The following is a 19933-nucleotide window of genomic DNA, read 5'->3' on the forward strand; positions in this document are numbered from 1 at the left end:
GGGTAGGCGGAGTCTCATTGTTCTCTGTGGCGAGCTGACCGAGGCTGTACATAGTTATCGCGGTTCGCTGTAGCGGCCAGTGTGTTGGCCGCTACAGATTTCGTGATCAGCCTTTGATGAAATCCCGAATACGCGTGGCCGCTTCGACGCATTCGGCCAGAGGTGCAACCAGCGCCATGCGTACACGTCCGGCGCCGGGGTTGAAACCGTCGACTTCGCGGGACAGGTAGGAGCCCGGCACCACGGTGACATGCTCGGCTATATACAGGTCGCGGCAGAACTCAGTGTCGTCGGTCCCGACATTCGGCCACAGATAAAAACCACCGTCGGGACGCTGTACGTCGAGCACCGGGGCGAGGATCTCCAGCACGGCGTCGAACTTCTCCCGATACAGCGTTCGGTTGGCGCGTACGTGCTCTTCGTCATTCCATGCGGCAATACTCGCCAGCTGGGTTTGAACCGGCATGGCGCAACCGTGATAGGTGCGATAGAGCAAAAAAGCTTTAAGGATGTCGGCATCGCCGGCCACAAAACCTGAGCGCAAGCCGGGCAGGTTCGAGCGTTTGGACAGGCTGTGGAATACCACGCAACGTTTGAAGTCTTTGCGCCCCAGCGCCACGCATGCACTCAGCAGGCCTGGTGGCGGAGTCTGTTCGTCAAAGTACAGCTCGCTGTAGCACTCGTCGGCGGCGATCACAAAATCATGTTCATCAGCCAGGGCGATCAGCTTTTTCAGGGTTTCCAGTGGCACCAGTGCGCCAGTTGGGTTGCCGGGCGAGCACAGGAACAGGATCTGGCAGCGCTTCCAGACGTCTGCGGACACTGCATCGAAATCCGGGTTAAAACCATTTTCCGCCAGGCAGGGCAGGTAATGGGGCTGTGCGCCGGCCAGCAAGGCTGCGCCTTCATAGATTTGATAGAACGGATTTGGGCTGACTACCAGTGCGTCGTCGCTGCGGTTGACCACGGTCTGGGTGAAGGCGAACAAGGCTTCGCGAGTCCCGTTGACCGGTAACACATGACGCGCCGGGTCGAGCCAGCCGGTGGGCACGTCAAAACGGCGCTCACACCAGGCGGTGATGGCTTCGCGTAGCGCCGGGATGCCGAGCGTAGTCGGGTAAACCGCCATCTGATCGAGGTTGGCGGCCAGCGTTTCAGCGACGAACGCAGGCGAGCGGTGCTTGGGTTCGCCGATGGACAGCGCGACAGGGCGTTTATCGGCATTGGGCGTCACGCTGCCAAGTAAGGCGCGGAGTTTTTCGAAAGGGTAGGGCTGGAGCTGCTGCAAGGCGTTATTCATGGGGTGTAGGTCTCAGTGAGCGTGGCGCCCGGGAGTGGGCCGGGCGCCGTTGAGTCGAAACGTAAAGGTGGGCCTGCAATGGCGTCATTCAGATACTGAGGCGCATCTCTGCGTGAGGCTCATGATTGACGCTCAATTGCTCGACGATAGCGTCCTGAAGTCGGCTGCACAGTTGTGGATCGGACAGCGGCTGATTGTTCGCGTCAGTGATGAAAAAAACGTCCTCCACCCGCTCGCCGAGCGTGGCGATTTTCGCGTTTTGCAATGACAGGTCGAACTCCAGGAAGATTTTGCCGATTCGCGCCAGCAGGCCAGGGCGATCAGGTGCGCTCAGTTCCAGGATCGTGACCGGGCGTTGTGCGTCGGTGTGGATCGTGACCTGTGGCGCGAAGGCAAAATGCTTGAGCTGGCGGGGTACCCGGCGCTGGATGATGGTCGGGTAGTCATCGGGGTTGCGCAGGGCCTCGGTCAGCCCTTCGCGGATTTGCTTGATCCGTACAGGGTTGTCGCCAATTGAGCCGCCATCGTTATCGAGCACGATGTAGGTGTCGAGGGTGAACTGGCTGCTGGAGGTGATGACGCGGGCGTCATGAATGTTCAGGTTGAGCTGATCCATGGCGGCCACGGTCACGGCAAAGAAGTCATGCTGGTCGGGAGCGTAGATGAAGATTTGAGTGCCGCCCTCGAACTCGCGCTGAGTGGTTTCCTTGATCAGCACCAGCGGGCCGCCATCGGCAGGCTGCTGCAGGATTGCATCGCTGTGCCAGGCCACATCGCCAGCGGTGTGCCGCAGGAAATAATCATCCCCAAGCTGCGCCCATAGTTGCTCGACGTCATCCGGGTCGATACCGCTGCGAACGAGAATGTCCAGCGCGGCACTTTGCGTACGACGAATCTGCTCTTCACGGTCGACAGGGTTCTCCAGGCCGCGACGCAGTGCGCGTTTGGTCTCGGTGTACAGCTGGCGCAACAAGCTGGCGCGCCACGAGTTCCACAGCGTTGGATTGGTTGCGTTGATATCGGCCACGGTCAGGACGTAGAGGTAATCCAAGTGGGTTTCATCGCCAACGAACTGGGCGAAATCATGGATGACCTGCGGGTCGGACAAGTCCTTGCGCTGGGCGGTGGTCGACATCACCAAATGGTTTTGCACCAGCCATACGATCAGGCGGGTGTCCCAGATCGGCAGTTGATGGCGTTGGCAAAAGACTTCGGCATCGATAGCGCCCAGTTCCGAGTGGTCGCCACCGCGGCCTTTGCCAATATCGTGATACAGCCCTGCCAGGTAGATCAGTTCGGGCTTGGGCAGCTTGACCATAATCTTGCTAGCCAGCGGAAACTTGTCTGAGGTCTGAGTGTATTGCAGCTTACGCAGGTGCTTGATCAGGTTCAGGGTGTGCGCGTCGACGGTATAGATATGGAACAGGTCGTGCTGCATCTGGCCGATGATATGGCCGAATTCCGGCAGGTACAGACCCAGAATCCCGTAACGGTTCATCCGGCGCAGATTGCGATGGATGCCGAACTCGCACTTGAACAGCTCGATAAAGAGACTGGTGTTGCGAATGTCGTTACGGAACTCGTCGTTGATCAGGTGCCGATGTTCGCGCAGCAAGCGAATCGTGTCGGCGCGAACGCCCTTGATTTCCGGGTGCTGAGCCATCAGCACGAAAACTTCCAGTATCGCGAAGGGGGTGCGCTTGAAAACATTGGGGTGGGAGGCTTCGATGTAGCCATCATGCAGCTGGAAGCGCGAATTGATCGGCTGAGTCGTGCCGCTCCCTTCCTCTGAAAGAATGACTTCTTCAAAGTGCTGAATGATCAGATCACTCAGTTCGGCAATGCTCATGACCACGCGGTAATACTTTTGCATGAAGCGTTCGATTGCTAGCTTCGCATCGCCGTCTTCGTAGCCGAGCAGGCGGGCGATGCTGCTTTGATGGTCGAACAGCAGGCGGTCTTCCGATCGGCCGGCAAGCATGTGCAAGGCGTAGCGCACCTTCCACAAAAACTCTTGGGATGAGGCGAGCAGAGTGTTTTCGCTTTCCAGCAGAAAACCTTCGCCCGCCAGCGCGTGCAGATTCAAGGTGCCGTACTGGCGACGGGCGACCCAGAGAATGGTCTGGATATCGCGCAAGCCACCAGGAGAGCCTTTGACGTTGGGTTCCAGGTTGTATTCGGTGTCGTTGTACTTGTGATGGCGGGCTTTCTGCTCTGCACGCTTGGCCAGGAAAAACTCTTTGCTCGGCCACATCCTGGCGGGGCTAGTGACATCAAGCATGCGCTGGCGCAGGCGTTCGGGGCCGGCAATCGTACGACTTTCCATCAAGTTGGTGATGATTGTCAGGTCGGCGATGGCTTCCTGTGCGCATTCATCGACCGAGCGCACACTCTGGCCGACTTCCAGGCCGATATCCCATAGCAACGTCAAAAAGCGCTCAATGGGCTCGCGAAAAACCTCGTGGTCGGCGCTGTCCAGCAGGATCAGCAGGTCGATGTCTGAATAAGGATGCAGCTCGCCGCGACCATAGCCGCCAACCGCCAGCAGGGCGATATCCGCCTCGTCGCTCCAGTCGAACTGTTCCCACACCTGCTGCAGGATGTGATCGACAAACCAGGCACGATCTTCGATCAGGCGCCGGATGTCGCGACCCGAGCGGAAACGTCCGTCGAGCACTTCGCGGGCCTGGCGAATGGCTTTCTTGAAAGCGGCAATGGGGCTCGCTTTCAAGGCCAGTTCGGCCTGGAACTGGCCGCGGTCGAATAATTCTGGATCCACCTGCGGCATTGAACGGCTTTCCTTCTATCTATCAGGCCTGACTTTAACGACGTGGTTTATACCGACGCGCTTACTGTCGATGTGCGGGCAATAGTGTCGTCGCTCCGCAGGGTGAAAATTTCATACCCGTCTGCCGTGACCAGGATCGTGTGTTCCCACTGGGCAGACAGCTTGCGATCCTTGGTGATCGCGGTCCAGCCATCGCCCAGCAAGCGGGTTTCGGCACGGCCTTGGTTGATCATGGGCTCAATGGTGAAGGTCATGCCTTCCTTGAGCTCCATGCCTGTGCCAGCACGGCCATAGTGCAGTACTTGCGGCTCTTCATGGAAGACCTTGCCAATGCCGTGACCGCAGTATTCGCGCACCACGGAAAAACCATTCTTTTCGGCGTGTTTCTGGATCACTTCGCCGATATCGCCAAGGCGAGCGCCTGGGCGAACCAGCTCAATGCCTTTATACATGCACTCTTGCGTGATTTTCGACAGACGCTCAGCCCACTCTGGCACTTTGCCAACATGGAACATTTTGCTGGTATCGCCGTGGTAGCCATCCTTGATTACCGTGACGTCGATGTTCAGGACGTCGCCATCCTTGAGCGGCTTCTCGTTTGGAATGCCGTGGCACACCACGTGGTTGATCGAGGTGCAGATCGACTTGGGGAAGCCCTTGTAGTTCAGCGGGGCCGGAATCGCCTTCTGCTCATTGACGATGAAGTCATGGCATATACGGTCCAGCTCGTCCGTGGTCACGCCAGGCTTGACGTAAGCGCCGATCATTTCGAGCACGTCGGCAGCCAGACGGCCGGCGATGCGCATTTTCTCGATATCCTCGGGGGTTTTGATGGTGACAGTCATAAAATTCTCTCGGCGCGGTGTGGCGCGGCTAAACACGTAAAACGCGATTCTAACAGACCGTCAGGCTGCGGGTGATCATCGCTTTATATATGCGCGAGGTGGCCCCGCGTGTACGGCGCAAAAGGACGTTTGCGGCGGTGCTTATTTCGTGTTCCGTTATCCGGCCTTTTATGGTATAAAATGCGCCGCTTTCCTGGGTATGTCCCAGAAGCTTAAACCCACACACGTGTCGACACGATGACCTGGGTGCCCTCAGCTTGAAGCTGTTGGTTGGTCATTGGGATACGTGGAGGCCTAACCCGACTTATCTAGGAACTATCATGTCCCAAGTCAACATGCGCGATATGCTGAAAGCCGGTGTCCACTTCGGTCACCAAACCCGTTACTGGAACCCGAAAATGGGTAAATACATTTTCGGCGCACGTAACAAGATTCACATCATCAACCTTGAAAAAACCTTGCCTATGTTCAACGAAGCTCTGGCTTTCGTTGAAAAACTGGCTTCGGGCAAAAACAAGATTCTGTTTGTTGGCACCAAGCGTTCCGCTGGCAAAATCGTCGCTGAAGAAGCTGCACGTTGCGGCTCGCCTTACGTCGATCACCGCTGGTTGGGCGGCATGCTGACCAACTTCAAAACCATCCGTGCCTCCATCAAGCGTCTGCGCGAGCTTGAAATTCAGGCAGAAGACGGCACATTCACCAAGCTGACCAAGAAAGAGGCGCTGATGCGCACTCGCGATCTGGAAAAGCTGGATCGTAGCCTGGGTGGTATCAAGGACATGGGCGGTCTTCCTGACGCACTGTTCGTTATAGACGTTGATCACGAGCGCATCGCGATCACCGAAGCTAACAAGCTGGGTATCCCGGTTATCGGCGTAGTCGATACCAACAGCAGCCCGGAAGGCGTTGATTACATCATCCCAGGCAACGATGACGCCATTCGCGCCATCCAGTTGTACATGGGTTCGATGGCTGACGCTGTTATCCGTGGCCGCAACAACGCTAACGGCGGCACCGACGTGTTCGTCGAAGAAGCTCCAGCTGCCGCAGTCGTTGAAGGCTGAGTAGCAAACGCCTAGCGTTTACTCGGTACGCAAAAAGGGGGCCTGGCCCCCTTTTTGCCCCCTCGGAAACCATATGTTGGCGCCGCCTTGCAGTCATGTGCCGCAGCCAGCAGCGGTTTTCAAGAATTTGAACGCCCGTTCGGTCGGGTGGAATGGTTTTAAGACCTATCCAAGAGGAATTTGAAATGGCAGAAATTACTGCAGCGTTGGTCAAAGAACTGCGTGAGCGCACTGGCGAAGGCATGATGGATTGCAAAAAGGCCTTGACCAAGGCTGACGGCGACATCGAAAAAGCAATCGACGATATGCGCGCCTCTGGTGCCATCAAAGCCGCCAAGAAAGCAGGCAACGTTGCTGCTGAAGGCGCCATTGCTGTCAAAGTTGCCGAAGATGGCAAAAGTGCAGTGATCCTCGAAGTCAACTCGCAGACCGACTTCCTGGCCCTGCAGGACGACTTCAAAGAATTCGTGAACAACAGCCTTGAAAAAGCATTTGCTGAAAAACTGACTGACGCAGCTCCGCTGATCGTCGCTCAGGAATTGGCCCGTGAAGCTCTGATCGCGAAAGTTGGCGAAAACGTCAACATCCGCCGTCTGGCTCGGGTTGAAGGCGACGTGGTCAATGCTTACCTGCACGGTAACAAGATCGGTGTTGTTGTTGTCCTGAAAGGCGGTGACGCTGACCTGGCCAAAGACATCGCTATGCACGTTGCTGCCAGCAACCCTGAGTTCCTGCTGCCTTCGGAAGTTTCCGCAGAAGCTGTAGAACGCGAAAAAGCCGTGTTCATGAGCCTCAACGAAGACAAGATCAAAGGCAAGCCAGCCGAAATCGTTGAGAAAATGGTTGGCGGTCGCATTCAGAAGTTCCTGGCTGAAGCAAGTCTGGTCGAACAAGCGTTCGTCAAAAACCCGGAAATCAAGGTCGGTGAACTGGCCAAGAAAGCCGGCGCTGAAATCGTTTCCTTCACTCGCTTCCAAGTAGGCGAAGGCATCGAGAAACCAGTCGACAACTTCGCTGAAGAAGTTGCCGCACAAGTGGCTGCAAGCAAGCAATAAGACGGTTTCACACTGTCGCCCCGAAGAGGCTGCCCGCTCACGCGAGCGGCCTCTTCGTCAAATAGGTAAAAGGAATTTGTTTTCCTTGGGGAAGTGGCTTACAAGGCTGCATCCCCTGACGGTGTCGTACCGTCAGCTAGAGTAATCGCAGGCTGAAAACAGCTCGCACAGAATTTTTTTAAACGCCGCAGGAGAGATTCGCAATGGCTCAGCAGGGCAGTGGTTATCAGGCTCGCTATAAACGCATTCTACTCAAGCTTAGCGGCGAGGCCCTGATGGGCTCCGAAGAGTTCGGCATTGACCCGAAAGTCCTGGATCGCATGGCCCTTGAAGTTGGTCAGTTGGTCGGTATCGGGGTTCAGGTCGGGCTGGTTATTGGTGGTGGCAATCTATTCCGTGGGGCGGCCTTGAGTGCTGCCGGTATGGATCGGGTGACAGGCGATCATATGGGCATGCTGGCCACTGTGATGAACGCTCTGGCCATGCGTGATGCGCTGGAACGAGCTAACATTTCGGCTATCGTGATGTCGGCCATTTCCATGGTGGGCGTGACCGATCATTACGATCGTCGCAAAGCCATGCGTCATCTCAACGCCAAGGATGTGGTGATTTTCGCCGCAGGCACTGGCAACCCGTTCTTCACCACCGATTCGGCCGCTTGTCTGCGAGGGATCGAAATCGATGCCGACGTAGTGCTCAAAGCGACCAAGGTCGATGGTGTGTACACCGCAGATCCATTCAAAGACCCAAATGCCGAGAAGTTCGATCATCTGACGTACGATGAAGTTCTGGATCGCAAGTTGGGTGTGATGGATCTGACCGCTATCTGTCTGTGCCGCGATCATAAAATGCCGCTGCGCGTATTTAACATGAACAAGCCCGGCGCCCTGCTGAATATCGTACATGGTGGCGCTGAAGGAACCCTGATCGAGGAAGGCGAGCAATGATCAACGAAATCAAGAAAGACGCTCAAACGCGTATGCAGAAAACCCTGGAGTCCCTGGCTCACGCATTCAGCCGAATTCGTACTGGTCAGGCTCATCCCAGCATTCTGGGCGGTGTGATGGTGCCTTATTATGGCTCCGATACCCCTCTGAATCAGGTTGCGAACGTGACCGTCAAGGACTCGCGCACCCTGCAGGTCGTGGCATTCGAGCGCAATATGCTCGGAGCCGTCGACAAGGCTATTCAGAGTGCCGGGCTGGGCTTCAACCCGACGAACCTGGGCGAGCTGCTTCTGATCTCGATGCCGGCTTTGACTGAAGAGACCCGTAAGGGCTTCACAAAACAAGCTCGTGATGCTGCGGAAGATGCTCGGGTGGCTGTTCGTAACATCCGTCGCGATGCGTTGAGCCAGTTCAAGGATCTGATCAAAGAGAAAGAAATCAGCGAAGACGAAGAGCGTCGCGCTGCCGATGATATTCAGAAGCTGACGGATAAGTTCGTGGCGGATATCGAAACGGCAGTGAAGCAAAAAGAAGCGGATCTGATGGCTGTATAAAGGGCCTGGGCGTTTATGGATAAGACCAAGCAGGCGGCACCGTCATCGGTGCCGCGCCATGTCGCAATCATCATGGATGGTAATAATCGCTGGGCGAAAAAGCGTCTTTTGCCCGGTGTCGCCGGGCATAAAGCAGGCGTGGATGCTGTTCGTGCGGTCATTGAGGTGTGCGCTGAAGCGAAGGTCGAGGTGTTGACCCTGTTCGCTTTCTCCAGTGAGAACTGGCAGCGCCCGGCTGAGGAAGTCGGTGCTTTGATGGAGTTGTTTTTCACGGCTCTGCGCCGTGAGACCCGGCGTTTGAACGATAACGCGATCAGCTTGCGGATCATTGGTGACCGTTCACGGTTTCATCCTGAGCTGCAGGCTGCCATGCGTGAAGCTGAAGAGCGGACTGCCGGCCCCGGTCGTTTTGTGCTGCAGATTGCGGCTAACTACGGCGGACAATGGGATATTGCCCAGGCTGCCCAGCATCTGGCTCGCGAGGTTCAGGCCGGGCGTCTGCGTCCGGAGGAAATCACTCCTGAGTTGTTGCAGACGTGTCTGGCAACGGGTGATCAGCCATTACCGGACTTGTGTATTCGTACCGGCGGCGAACATCGTGTCAGTAACTTCTTGCTCTGGCAGCTCGCCTACGCCGAGCTGTACTTTTCCGACCTTTTCTGGCCGGACTTCAAACACGACGCCATGCGCACTGCGCTGGCAGATTTCGCTTCCCGCCAACGCCGCTTCGGTAAAACGAGCGAACAGGTAGAAGCTGGAGCCCGGGCTTAATGCTGAAACAACGAATCATCACCGCACTGATCCTGCTGCCGATTGCCTTATGCGGTTTTTTTCTGCTCGAAGGTGCAAGTTTTGCCCTGTTTATTGGCGTAGTGGTGACTTTGGGGGGTTGGGAGTGGGCACGTCTGGCGGGTTTTGCTGCCCGGCCTGCACGGGTTGCCTATGCTGCGCTAATCGCCGTCTTGCTGCTGTTGCTGCACTTGCTGCCAGGTCTGGCGCTTTGGGTTTTAGGTGCTGCAGTGCTGTGGTGGCTGGTGGCAACCATCCTGGTGCTGACCTACCCGGATACCAGTGCTTACTGGTCTGGCGCTGCCTGCAAGTTGATCATCGGTCTGTTGGTTCTATTACCCGCATGGCAGGGATTGGTTCTGATCAAGCAATGGCCTCTGGGTAATGGGTTGATCCTTGCGGTCATGGTGTTGGTTTGGGGTGCCGATATCGGCGCTTATTTCTCCGGGAAGGCTTTTGGCAAGCGCAAGCTTGCGCCCAGGGTCAGTCCAGGCAAGAGCTGGGAGGGTGTGTTCGGTGGTTTGATCGCCAGTCTGCTGATCACCGCGATTGTCGGAATGGTTCGCGGCTGGTCTGGCTCGCAACTCCTTATGGGCTTGCTGGGCGCCGCAAGCGTAGTATTGATCTCGGTCGTCGGTGATTTGACTGAAAGCATGTTCAAGCGTCAGGCCGGCATCAAGGACAGCAGTAGTCTACTGCCGGGTCATGGTGGCGTGCTGGATCGCATAGACAGTTTGACTGCTGCCATCCCCGTTTTTGCGGTACTGCTCTGGGCTGCCAGTTGGGGGACGCTGTGAGTAAGCCTCAACAAATAACGGTCCTGGGCGCTACTGGCTCCGTTGGACTGAGCACGCTTGACGTCATCGCTCGTCACCCTGAGCGGTATCAGGTTTTTGCGCTCACCGGATTCAGTCGCTTGAAAGAGTTGTTGGCGCTGTGTGTGCGCCACTCACCCCGGTTTGCCGTGGTGCCCGACATTGATCTCGCTCGCGGTCTGCAAGATGATCTGGCGGCTGCCGGCCTTGATACACGGGTTCTGGTAGGTGAGCGCGGTTTGTGCGAGGTCTCGGCTCATCCTCAGGTCGATACCGTATTGGCGGCGATCGTCGGTGGAGCAGGGCTTCGTCCTACCCTGGCAGCTGTCGAGGCGGGCAAGAAGGTGCTGCTGGCCAACAAAGAAGCGCTGGTGATGTCCGGTGCGTTGTTCATGCAGGCTGTGCAGCGTAGCGGTGCCGTACTGCTGCCGATCGACAGCGAGCACAACGCGATCTTCCAGTGCTTGCCCAATGACTATGCCGGTGGCTTGGGTTCGGTCGGCGTGCGCCGTATTCTGTTGACCGCTTCAGGCGGTCCGTTTCGTGAAACGCCCTTGTCTGAATTGATGTATGTCTCTCCAGAACAGGCGTGCGCCCATCCTAATTGGTCAATGGGGCGCAAGATTTCTGTAGACTCCGCCAGCATGATGAACAAAGGGCTCGAATTGATCGAAGCCTGCTGGCTGTTCGATGCGCGGCCCGATCAGGTTGAAGTGGTTATTCATCCGCAGAGTGTGATCCACTCCATGGTTGACTATGTGGATGGTTCGGTGTTGGCTCAGCTTGGTAACCCGGATATGCGTACGCCGATTGCTCATGCGCTGGCCTGGCCGAATCGGATTGATTCGGGTGTTGCGCCGCTGGACCTGTTCAGTATTGCGCGCCTGGATTTCCAGGCCCCGGATGAGCAGCGGTTTCCATGCCTGCGTCTGGCACGGCAGGCAGCGGAGGCGGGTAACAGCGCGCCAGCGATGCTCAACGCTGCCAATGAGGTTGCCGTTGCAGCGTTTCTTGAGCGGCGCATCCGCTATCCGGAGATCGCGAGTATCATTGATGAGGTTTTGAATCTTGAGCCCGTCGTTGCGGTAGAGGAGCTCGATGCGGTATTCGAGATAGATTCAAAAGCGCGCGGTTTGGCTGAGCAATGGCTCGGTCGCAACGGGCGGTAACGGCGGTAGATTAGACGGCGCAGGCGATTGTGGTGGTGTGAAACCCATACACGGCTTTCACACTGTACAAGGCAGGTACCCGGAGAAAGTTGATGAGCGCGCTCTATATGATTGTCGGCACCTTGGTGGCATTGGGTGTGCTGGTGACCTTTCACGAATTTGGCCACTTTTGGGTGGCTCGGCGTTGTGGCGTCAAGGTTTTGCGTTTCTCGGTGGGTTTCGGTATGCCGCTGCTTCGCTGGCATGATCGAAAAGGCACTGAGTACGTTATCGCAGCCATTCCATTGGGTGGTTACGTTAAGATGCTCGACGAGCGGGAAGGCGAGGTGCCAGCCGATCAGCTGGATCAGGCCTTTAACCGTAAGACCGTGTATCAACGTATTGCAATCGTGATTGCCGGTCCGGTTGCCAATTTCTTGCTGGCTATCGTTTTTTTCTGGTTCCTGGCAATGCTCGGCAGTCAGCAGGTGCGTCCTGTAATTGGCACGGTTGAGCCAGGCAGCATCGCCGACAAGGGTGGATTGAGCGCAGGGCAAGAGATTGTCGCTGTCGACGGCGAGCCTACATCGGGCTGGGCGGCAGTGAATTTGCAACTGGTGCGGCGTCTGGGCGAGAGCGGTACCGTCGCTCTCAGCGTGCGTGATCAGGGCTCGGCCGTCGATTCTCCTCGTGAGCTGGCGCTGGATAAGTGGCTCAAAGGTGCTGACGAGCCCGATCCGATACGCTCGCTGGGGATTCGCCCATGGCGTCCGGCCTTGTCGCCGGTGCTGGCGGAGCTTGATCCGAAAGGCCCGGCGCAAGCTGCAGGCCTGAAGGCCGGCGATCGGCTTGTGGCGCTCGACGGTCAAGCGTTGAGTGATTGGCAGCAGGTTGTTGACGCTGTCCGCCTTCGACCCGATGCAAAAATTTCTTTGCGTATCGAACGTGAGGGTGCTCAGCTTGATGTGCCGTTGACGCTGGCGGTGCGAGGTGAGGGAAAAACGGCGACCGGTTATCTGGGGGCCGGAGTCAAAGGTGTCGATTGGCCACCTGAGATGTTACGAGAGGTTAGCTTCGGGCCTCTGGCCGCTGTGGGAGAGGGCGCGAGGCGCACTTGGACCATGAGTGTGCTGACCTTTGATTCGCTCAAGAAAATGTTGTTCGGCGAGCTCTCTGTAAAAAACTTGAGCGGACCGATAACCATTGCTAAAGTGGCGGGCGCTTCTGCACAGTCAGGGGTAGGTGACTTCCTGAATTTCCTCGCTTATCTGAGTATTAGCCTGGGTGTTCTCAATTTGTTGCCCATTCCAGTATTGGATGGGGGGCATCTGTTGTTCTACCTGATTGAGTGGGCGCGGGGTCGTCCGCTATCGGATCGGGTGCAAGGTTGGGGGATTCAGATCGGTATTAGCTTAGTGGTTGGGGTGATGTTGCTTGCCTTGATCAACGATCTGGGTCGACTGTAAAGCTTCGCTGAATTGCGAATTTGTCGCATTTTGCGGCAATTTGTTTATTGCCAGTTGGAATAAGAAAGGACTTCATGAAACGTCTGCTGCTAACTGCGGTTCTTGCCGTACTGATGATCGCCGAAGTTCACGCTGAGTCCTTCACTATCTCCGATATCCGTGTCAATGGCCTCCAGCGGGTATCCGCAGGCAGCGTCTTTGGTGCCTTGCCGTTGAATGTCGGCGAGTCTGCGGATGATCGTCGCCTGGTGGATGCCACTCGTGCGCTGTTCAAAACCGGGTTCTTTCAAGATATCCAGCTCGGCCGCGATGGCAATGTCCTGGTCATTACTGTAGTCGAACGGCCTTCTGTTGCCAGTATCGACATTGAAGGCAACAAGGCGATCAGTACCGAAGACCTGATGAAGGGGCTCAAGCAGTCAGGTCTGGCTGAAGGTGAGATCTTTCAGCGTGCGACCCTTGAAGGCGTGCGTAACGAGCTGCAACGTCAATACGTTGCCCAAGGTCGTTATTCGGCTGAGGTCGCCACCGAGGTTGTGCCGCAGCCGCGGAACCGCGTCGGTCTGAAGATCAACATCAATGAAGGCACGGTTGCCGCTATCCAGCACATCAACGTGGTGGGTAACAGCGTCTTTCCTGATGAAGACCTGATCGGTCTGTTCGAGCTCAAGACCACCAACTGGCTGTCATTCTTCAAGAACGACGACAAGTACGCCCGGGAAAAACTCTCCGGCGACCTTGAACGTCTGCGTTCTTACTACCTCGATCGCGGCTATATCAACATGGATATAGCCTCGACTCAGGTATCGATCACGCCTGACAAGAAAAACGTCTACATCACGGTCAACGTGAATGAAGGCGAGAAGTACAGCGTCAAGTCGGTCAAGCTGAGCGGCGATTTGAAAGTACCCGAAGACCAGGTCAAGGCCCTGTTGCTGGTCAAGCCGGGTCAAGTGTTCTCGCGCAAAGTCATGACCACTACGTCAGAGCTGATCACTCGTCGCCTGGGTAACGAAGGCTATACCTTCGCCAACGTCAACGGCGTTCCGACCCCGAACAATGAAGATCACACAGTCGACATCACCTTTGTGGTCGATCCGGGCAAGCGTGCTTACGTCAACCGCATCAACTTCCGTGGCAACACCAAGTCTGCCGATGAAGTGCTGCGTCGTGAAATGCGTCAGATGGAAGGCGGATGGGCTTCGACTTATCTGATCGATCAATCGAAAACCCGTCTTGAACGTCTCGGCTTCTTCAAAGAAGTGAACGTCGAAACGCCTGCGGTTCCGGGCACCGACGATCAGGTTGACGTCAATTACGCCGTTGAAGAACAAGCGTCCGGTTCGATCACTGCCAGCGTTGGTTTCGCCCAGAGCGCGGGCCTTATTCTCGGCGGCTCGATCAGCCAGAACAACTTCCTGGGTACCGGTAACAAGGTCAGCATTGGTCTGACTCGCAGCCAATACCAGAGCCGATACAACTTTGGCTTTGTCGACCCCTACTGGACTGCGGATGGCGTGAGCCTAGGTTACAACGCGTTCTACCGTACCACTGACTACAAAAACCTTAACGTTTCTGTAGCCAGTTATGCCGTAGACAGCTTGGGTGCGGGCGTGAGCGTCGGTTACCCGATCAATGAAACCTCACGTTTGACCTTCGGCCTTACCGTGCAGGAGGACCAAATCAAGACCGGCGTTTACACAGTCGACGAGATTTTCAACTTCGTTAATGCGCAGGGCGATAAGTACCTCAACTTCAAGGCTTCGGCGGGTTGGTCCGAGTCAACGTTGAACAAAGGTGTGCTCGCCACGCGTGGGCATTCCCAGAGCCTGGTATTGGAAACCACTACGCCGGGCAGCGACCTGTCGTTCTTCAAGCTTGATTACCGTGGTCAGTATTTCCACCCGCTAACCGATAATTACACCCTGCGTCTGCACACAGAGTTGGGTTATGGCGATGGTTATGGGTCAACCTCGGGCCTGCCGTTCTACGAGAACTACTATGCTGGCGGTTTCAACTCGGTTCGTGGTTTCAAGGACAGCACCTTGGGCCCGCGTAGCACCCCGAGTACGGGTGTTAACCCAGGCACATTGGCAGATCCGGATCAGAATCCGCTGCCGTTCGGTGGTAACGTACTGATCCAGGGTGGTGTAGAACTGATGTTCCCACTGCCATTCATCAAAGATCAACGCTCACTGCGGACCTCTGTGTTCTGGGACGTCGGCAACGTATTCGACAGCAATTGTGACTCCAGCAAACTCACGTTAAGTGGCAACAAGGTCACGTGCAGTAATATCGACCTTTCTGGATTGGCGAGTTCTGTGGGCGTCGGCGTGACGTGGGTTACGGCACTGGGCCCGTTGAGTTTTGCCGTGGCTATGCCGGTCAAAAAACCGGACAATGCGGAAACCCAAATATTCCAATTCTCTCTCGGTCAGACCTTCTAATCGTCTGATCACCGATAACGACAACGGATTTTGTAGGAGTGCATCGTGCGTAAGTTGACTCAGCTGGTTATCTTGGCCACGGCCTTGATAGCGACTCCAGCATTTGCTGAAATGAAAATTGCAGTGCTGAACTATCAAATGGCACTGCTCGAATCAGACGCGGCAAAGAAATATGCCGTGGATGCCGAGAAAAAATTCGGCCCACAATTGACCAAGCTCAAAACTCTTGAAAGCAGTGCCAAGGGTATTCAGGATCGTCTGGTCAGCGGTGGCGACAAGATGGCGCAACCTGAGCGTGAGCGTCTTGAGCTTGAATTCAAGCAAAAGGCTCGTGACTTCCAGTTCCAGTCCAAGGAGCTGAATGAAGCCAAAGCGGTTGCCGACCGTGAAATGCTCAAGCAGTTGAAGCCAAAACTTGATCAGGCTGTAGAAGAAGTGATCAAGAAAGGCGCGTATGACCTGGTATTCGAGCGCGGCGCTGTCATTGATGTCAAACCTCAGTACGACGTCACTCGCCAAGTGATTGAGCGCATGAATCAGCTGAAGTAATCATGACTGCGACCATTAAACTCGGCCAACTGGCTGAGTTCCTCGGCGCCACGTTACGTGGCGCCGCGGATAAAGAGATTACCGGGCTGGCCACTTTGCAAGAGGCCGGCCCTGCTCAGTTGAGTTTTCTGGCCAATCCGCAGTACCGCAGGTTCCTCGCCGATAGTCATGCTGCAGCCGTGCTGCTGAAGCCAGCGGATGCGGAGAGTTTTGCCGGTGATGCGTTATTAGTGGCTGATCCTTATCTGGCGTACGCGAAGATTTCCCATTTTTTCGACCCCAAGCCCAAGGCTCTGCCTGGGGTGCATCCGTCTGCAGTGGTTGCGGCGGACGCCCAGGTTGATGCCACTGCCAGCGTGGGCGCTTTTGCCGTTATCGAAAGCGGTGCCTGCATCGCGGCCGGGGTCACAGTGGGGGCCCATTGCTTTATCGGCGCTCGTTGTGAAATTGGCGAAGGTGGCTGGCTGGCCCCGCGGGTCACGCTTTATCACGATGTACGCATTGGTAAGCGCGTTGTGATTCAGTCGGGAGCCGTGCTCGGCGGTGAAGGTTTCGGTTTCGCCAATGAAAAAGGGATTTGGCAGAAAATCGCGCAGATTGGGGGTGTTCTGATCGGTGACGACGTGGAAATCGGCGTCAATACGGCCGTCGACCGCGGTGCGTTAGCCGACACGTTGATCGGCAACGGCGTCAAACTGGATAACCAGATTCAGATCGCGCACAACGTGCAGGTCGGCGATCACACCGCGATGGCGGCGTGTGTCGGTATCTCGGGCAGTACCAAGATTGGCAAGCATTGCACCATCGCTGGCGGTGTCGGCATGGTTGGTCATATAGAAGTGTGTGATGGAGTTTTTGTCACAGGTATGACCATGGTGACCCGCTCGATTACCGAGCGCGGTGCCTATTCTTCGGGGACTGCGATGCAGCCCGCTGCGGAATGGCGCAAAAGCGCGGCGCGTATTCGTCAGTTGGATGACATGGCGCGGCGCCTGCAACAGTTGGAAAAGGTTGTTGAAGCCGTGACCTCAGGCGGTAATGAGTCATCTGATGGCTGATGCTCTTTTGATATCAAGCGTGCACAGCCAATAGACTGCCTCCTTGATTTGCAACAGGAGTGCTGCGCCTCAGTCGCGTACTCCCACTCTTTACTACAGGCTTCCCCCCCGAAATGATGGACATCAACGAGATTCGCGAATACCTGCCTCACCGCTACCCATTCTTGTTGGTGGATCGTGTGATGGAGCTGAATGTCGAGAGCAAAAGCATTCGTGCGTACAAGAATGTCAGCATTAATGAGCCTTTCTTCAACGGTCACTTTCCTCAGCACCCAATCATGCCGGGCGTTCTGATCATTGAAGCGATGGCCCAGGCCGCTGGTATCCTCGGTTTTAAAATACTGGACGTGAAGCCATCCGAAGGCACGCTTTACTACTTTGTAGGTTCAGACAAACTGCGCTTTCGTCAGCCGGTGCTGCCGGGTGATCAGTTGATACTTGAAGCTAAATTCATCAGCTGCAAGCGTCAGATCTGGAAATTCGAGTGCCAGGCTTCGGTCGACGGCAAGCCAGTGTGTTCCGCAGAAATTATCTGCGCGGAACGTAAACTATGAGTTTGATTGACCCTCGCGCAATCATCGATCCGACGGCCATCCTGGCCGACAATGTAGAGGTCGGCCCTTGGTCGATCGTCGGACCTGGTGTGGAAATTGGCGAGGGTACAGTCGTTGGGCCGCATGTAATTCTCAGGGGCCCAACGAAGATCGGTAAGCACAACCGCATTTACCAGTTTTCATCGGTAGGCGAGGACACGCCCGATCTCAAGTACAAAGGCGAAGAGACGCGTCTGGTGATCGGTGATCACAACGTTATTCGTGAGGGTGTGACCATCCATCGCGGGACGATTCAGGATCGTGCGGAAACGACCCTGGGTGACCATAACCTGATCATGGCCTACGCCCACATCGGTCACGACAGCGTGATCGGCAATCATTGCATTCTGGTCAACAACACCGCGTTGGCCGGACATGTGCACGTCAATGATTGGGCGATCCTCTCCGGCTTCACACTGGTGCATCAGTTTTGCCATATTGGCGCTCACAGCTTTTCAGGCATGGGCACTGCAATTGGCAAGGATGTGCCAGCGTTCGTCACCGTTTTTGGTAACCCGGCTGAAGCTCGTAGCATGAACTTCGAGGGCATGCGCCGTCGTGGGTTCAGCGAAGAGACCATTCACGCGCTACGTCGTGCGTACAAAGTCGTCTATCGGCAGGGACTGACCGTCGATCAAGCCATTGCCGAGCTCGCCGAACCAGCTGCGTTGTTCCCTGAAGTCGCCGTGTTCCTCGAGTCGATTCAGGCTTCGACCCGCGGCATCACGCGTTAATGATCAGGCCACTGCGAATCGCGCTTGTAGCAGGCGAAGCGTCAGGCGATATCCTGGGTGCGGGTTTGATGCGAGCGCTCAAGATTCGTCATCCCTCTGTCGAGTTTATCGGTGTCGGCGGTCCGCTGATGCAGGCCGAAGGCATGGTTTCCTACTTCCCGATGGAGCGTCTGGCGGTCATGGGGCTGGTCGAGGTGCTGGGTCGGCTCAAAGAGTTGTTAGCCAAGCGCAAGCAGCTTGTTCAAACGTTTCTCGGCGAAAAGCCTGACGTCTTCATCGGTATCGATGCCCCGGACTTCACGCTCAATATCGAACTCAAGCTACGGCGCGCTGGAATCAAGACGGTGCATTACGTCAGTCCGTCGGTATGGGCCTGGCGGCAAAAGCGCGTGCTGAAAATTCGCGAAGGCTGCGACCTGATGCTGACGCTGCTGCCCTTTGAAGCTCGGTTCTACGAAGAGAAGGGCGTACCGGTGCGGTTTGTCGGTCATCCCTTGGCTGACACCATCCCTCTTGAAGCTGATCGCGCTGCGGCGCGAGCTCAACTGGGTTTGGCTGCCGGCCCGCTGGTTGCGCTAATGCCCGGAAGTCGAGGTGGCGAAGTAGGGCGCCTCGGAGGCCTGTTCTTCGATGCCGCGGAACGTCTGATGGCCTTGCGTCCTGGTATTCGCTTCGTGCTGCCCTGCGCCAGCCCGGAGCGGCGTGCGCAGATCGAGCAACTGTTGCAAGGGCGCGACGTGCCGGTGCTGCTGCTCGACGGCGGCTCTCACCTGGCACTGGCGGCGTGCGATGCGGTGTTGATCGCATCCGGCACGGCGACACTTGAAGCGCTGCTGTACAAACGTCCCATGGTCGTTGCCTACCGCTTGGCACCGATTACCTTCTGGATACTCAAGCGTCTGGTGAAAAGCCCTTACGTTTCTTTGCCTAATCTGCTCGCCCAGCGTTTGCTGGTCCCGGAATTGTTGCAGGACGCAGCAACCGCCGAGACCCTTGCGCAAACGCTGTTGCCGCTGCTCGATGGCGGCGAAGCGCAGACTGCAGGTTTCGATGCCATTCACCGGATCTTGCGCCGCGACGCCTCCAATCAGGCCGCCGATGCAGTGCTTGGCCTGTTGGGTCAGTCGCCTTCACAGTGAGTTCGCAATAAATGCAAATGGGTTTGGACTTCAATCTGGTGGAAGACCTGGTTGCCGGCGTCGACGAAGTCGGTCGCGGCCCTCTTTGTGGCGCTGTGGTGACGGCTGCCGTCATCCTCGATCCACGCCGCCCGATCCTCGGCCTCAACGATTCAAAAAAGCTCACCCCGGCTCGCCGCGAGAAACTCTACGACGAGATCTGCGAAAAGGCTCTGTGCTGGTACATCGCCCGGGCTGAAGTGGAAGAAATCGACGAGTTGAATATTCTTCACGCAACCATGTTGGCCATGAAACGCGCGGTCGAGGGGCTGACCATTACCCCAAAACTGGCGCTGATCGATGGTAATCGCTGCCCGCAATTGTCCGTGCCCAGCGCGCCGGTGATTCAAGGTGATGCCAAAGTTCCGGCAATCGCCGCGGCGTCGATTCTGGCGAAAGTCAGTCGGGACCGCGAAATGGCGGCGTTCGAGCTGATTTATCCGGGTTATGGCATCGGCGGCCACAAGGGTTATCCAACCCCCGTTCATCTGGAAGCGCTGGCGCGTCTCGGCCCGACACCTATTCACAGGCGTTCGTTTGCCCCGGTGCGGGCCGCGTACGAAGCCCGCGAGCTGCTGTAGCAAATTCCGCTCACGACAGTCT

The 19933-nt window shown here is 56.4% G+C and carries 18 protein-coding genes; 15 read left to right on the top strand and 3 right to left on the bottom strand.

Annotation, left to right across the window (positions count from 1 at the left end; translation table 11 throughout):
* Window positions 1–106 precede the first annotated feature (106 nt).
* The 3 genes from dapC to map all read right to left on the bottom strand — a co-directional run bounded on the left by dapC (window position 107) and on the right by map (window position 4933).
* A complete protein-coding gene (dapC, locus tag RGU44_RS01295) occupies window positions 107–1300 on the bottom strand; it encodes a succinyldiaminopimelate transaminase (RefSeq protein WP_322180502.1) in 1194 nt (397 codons plus the stop codon).
* Between the two features lie 88 nt (window positions 1301–1388).
* The gene (locus RGU44_RS01300) at window positions 1389–4088 is read right to left on the bottom strand and encodes a [protein-PII] uridylyltransferase (protein WP_322180500.1); all 2700 of its coding nucleotides are present in this window, start codon (window positions 4086–4088) and stop codon (window positions 1389–1391) included.
* Between the two features lie 47 nt (window positions 4089–4135).
* The gene (map, locus tag RGU44_RS01305) at window positions 4136–4933 is read right to left on the bottom strand and encodes a type I methionyl aminopeptidase (protein WP_322180498.1); all 798 of its coding nucleotides are present in this window, start codon (window positions 4931–4933) and stop codon (window positions 4136–4138) included.
* A 320-nt stretch (window positions 4934–5253) separates the two neighbouring features.
* Between map and rpsB the strand changes: the two genes are divergently transcribed.
* The 15 genes from rpsB (at window position 5254) to rnhB (ending at window position 19911) form a co-directional block, all read left to right on the top strand.
* Complete coding sequence (rpsB, locus tag RGU44_RS01310) at window positions 5254–5997, top strand: 30S ribosomal protein S2 (protein WP_219061233.1); 744 nt, start codon at window positions 5254–5256, stop codon at window positions 5995–5997.
* 185 nt (window positions 5998–6182) lie between these two features.
* A complete protein-coding gene (tsf, locus tag RGU44_RS01315; protein WP_322180496.1) occupies window positions 6183–7052 on the top strand; it encodes a translation elongation factor Ts in 870 nt (289 codons plus the stop codon).
* Between the two features lie 203 nt (window positions 7053–7255).
* Complete coding sequence (gene pyrH, locus RGU44_RS01320; protein ID WP_322180494.1) at window positions 7256–7999, top strand: UMP kinase; 744 nt, start codon at window positions 7256–7258, stop codon at window positions 7997–7999.
* Complete coding sequence (gene frr / locus RGU44_RS01325; RefSeq protein ID WP_322180492.1) at window positions 7996–8553, top strand: ribosome recycling factor; 558 nt, start codon at window positions 7996–7998, stop codon at window positions 8551–8553. The genes pyrH and frr overlap by 4 nt, the downstream gene beginning before the upstream one ends.
* A gap of 15 nt (window positions 8554–8568) precedes the next feature.
* A complete protein-coding gene (gene uppS, locus RGU44_RS01330) occupies window positions 8569–9324 on the top strand; it encodes a polyprenyl diphosphate synthase (protein WP_322180491.1) in 756 nt (251 codons plus the stop codon).
* Window positions 9324–10139 (top strand): phosphatidate cytidylyltransferase, encoded by an 816-nt coding sequence (locus RGU44_RS01335; protein ID WP_322180490.1) that lies wholly within the window; start codon window positions 9324–9326, stop codon window positions 10137–10139. Before uppS ends, RGU44_RS01335 begins: the two co-directional genes overlap by 1 nt.
* Window positions 10136–11326: a 1-deoxy-D-xylulose-5-phosphate reductoisomerase gene (ispC, locus tag RGU44_RS01340; protein ID WP_322180488.1), complete on the top strand. Its 1191-nt coding sequence runs from the start codon at window positions 10136–10138 to the stop codon at window positions 11324–11326. The genes RGU44_RS01335 and ispC overlap by 4 nt, the downstream gene beginning before the upstream one ends.
* Before the next feature lie 92 nt (window positions 11327–11418).
* On the top strand, window positions 11419–12771 hold the full coding sequence (gene rseP, locus RGU44_RS01345) for a sigma E protease regulator RseP (protein ID WP_322215288.1): 1353 nt from the start codon (window positions 11419–11421) through the stop codon (window positions 12769–12771).
* Window positions 12772–12845: 74 nt separating this feature from the next.
* Window positions 12846–15218 (top strand): outer membrane protein assembly factor BamA, encoded by a 2373-nt coding sequence (gene bamA / locus RGU44_RS01350; RefSeq protein WP_322180484.1) that lies wholly within the window; start codon window positions 12846–12848, stop codon window positions 15216–15218.
* 45 nt (window positions 15219–15263) lie between these two features.
* A complete protein-coding gene (locus RGU44_RS01355; protein ID WP_322180482.1) occupies window positions 15264–15767 on the top strand; it encodes an OmpH family outer membrane protein in 504 nt (167 codons plus the stop codon).
* 2 nt (window positions 15768–15769) lie between these two features.
* Window positions 15770–16825: a UDP-3-O-(3-hydroxymyristoyl)glucosamine N-acyltransferase gene (gene lpxD, locus RGU44_RS01360; protein ID WP_322215292.1), complete on the top strand. Its 1056-nt coding sequence runs from the start codon at window positions 15770–15772 to the stop codon at window positions 16823–16825.
* Window positions 16826–16938: 113 nt separating this feature from the next.
* The gene (gene fabZ / locus RGU44_RS01365; protein WP_322215294.1) at window positions 16939–17379 is read left to right on the top strand and encodes a 3-hydroxyacyl-ACP dehydratase FabZ; all 441 of its coding nucleotides are present in this window, start codon (window positions 16939–16941) and stop codon (window positions 17377–17379) included.
* The gene (gene lpxA / locus RGU44_RS01370; RefSeq protein ID WP_219061245.1) at window positions 17376–18152 is read left to right on the top strand and encodes an acyl-ACP--UDP-N-acetylglucosamine O-acyltransferase; all 777 of its coding nucleotides are present in this window, start codon (window positions 17376–17378) and stop codon (window positions 18150–18152) included. Before fabZ ends, lpxA begins: the two co-directional genes overlap by 4 nt.
* Window positions 18152–19291: a lipid-A-disaccharide synthase gene (gene lpxB, locus RGU44_RS01375; RefSeq protein WP_322215296.1), complete on the top strand. Its 1140-nt coding sequence runs from the start codon at window positions 18152–18154 to the stop codon at window positions 19289–19291. The genes lpxA and lpxB overlap by 1 nt, the downstream gene beginning before the upstream one ends.
* A gap of 11 nt (window positions 19292–19302) precedes the next feature.
* Window positions 19303–19911, top strand: a complete 609-nt coding sequence (gene rnhB, locus RGU44_RS01380; RefSeq protein ID WP_219061247.1) for a ribonuclease HII — start codon at window positions 19303–19305, stop codon at window positions 19909–19911.
* The last annotated feature ends 22 nt before the right edge of the window (window positions 19912–19933 follow it).

Source organism: Pseudomonas sp. 5C2, assembly GCF_034314155.1.
GTDB lineage: Bacteria > Pseudomonadota > Gammaproteobacteria > Pseudomonadales > Pseudomonadaceae > Aquipseudomonas.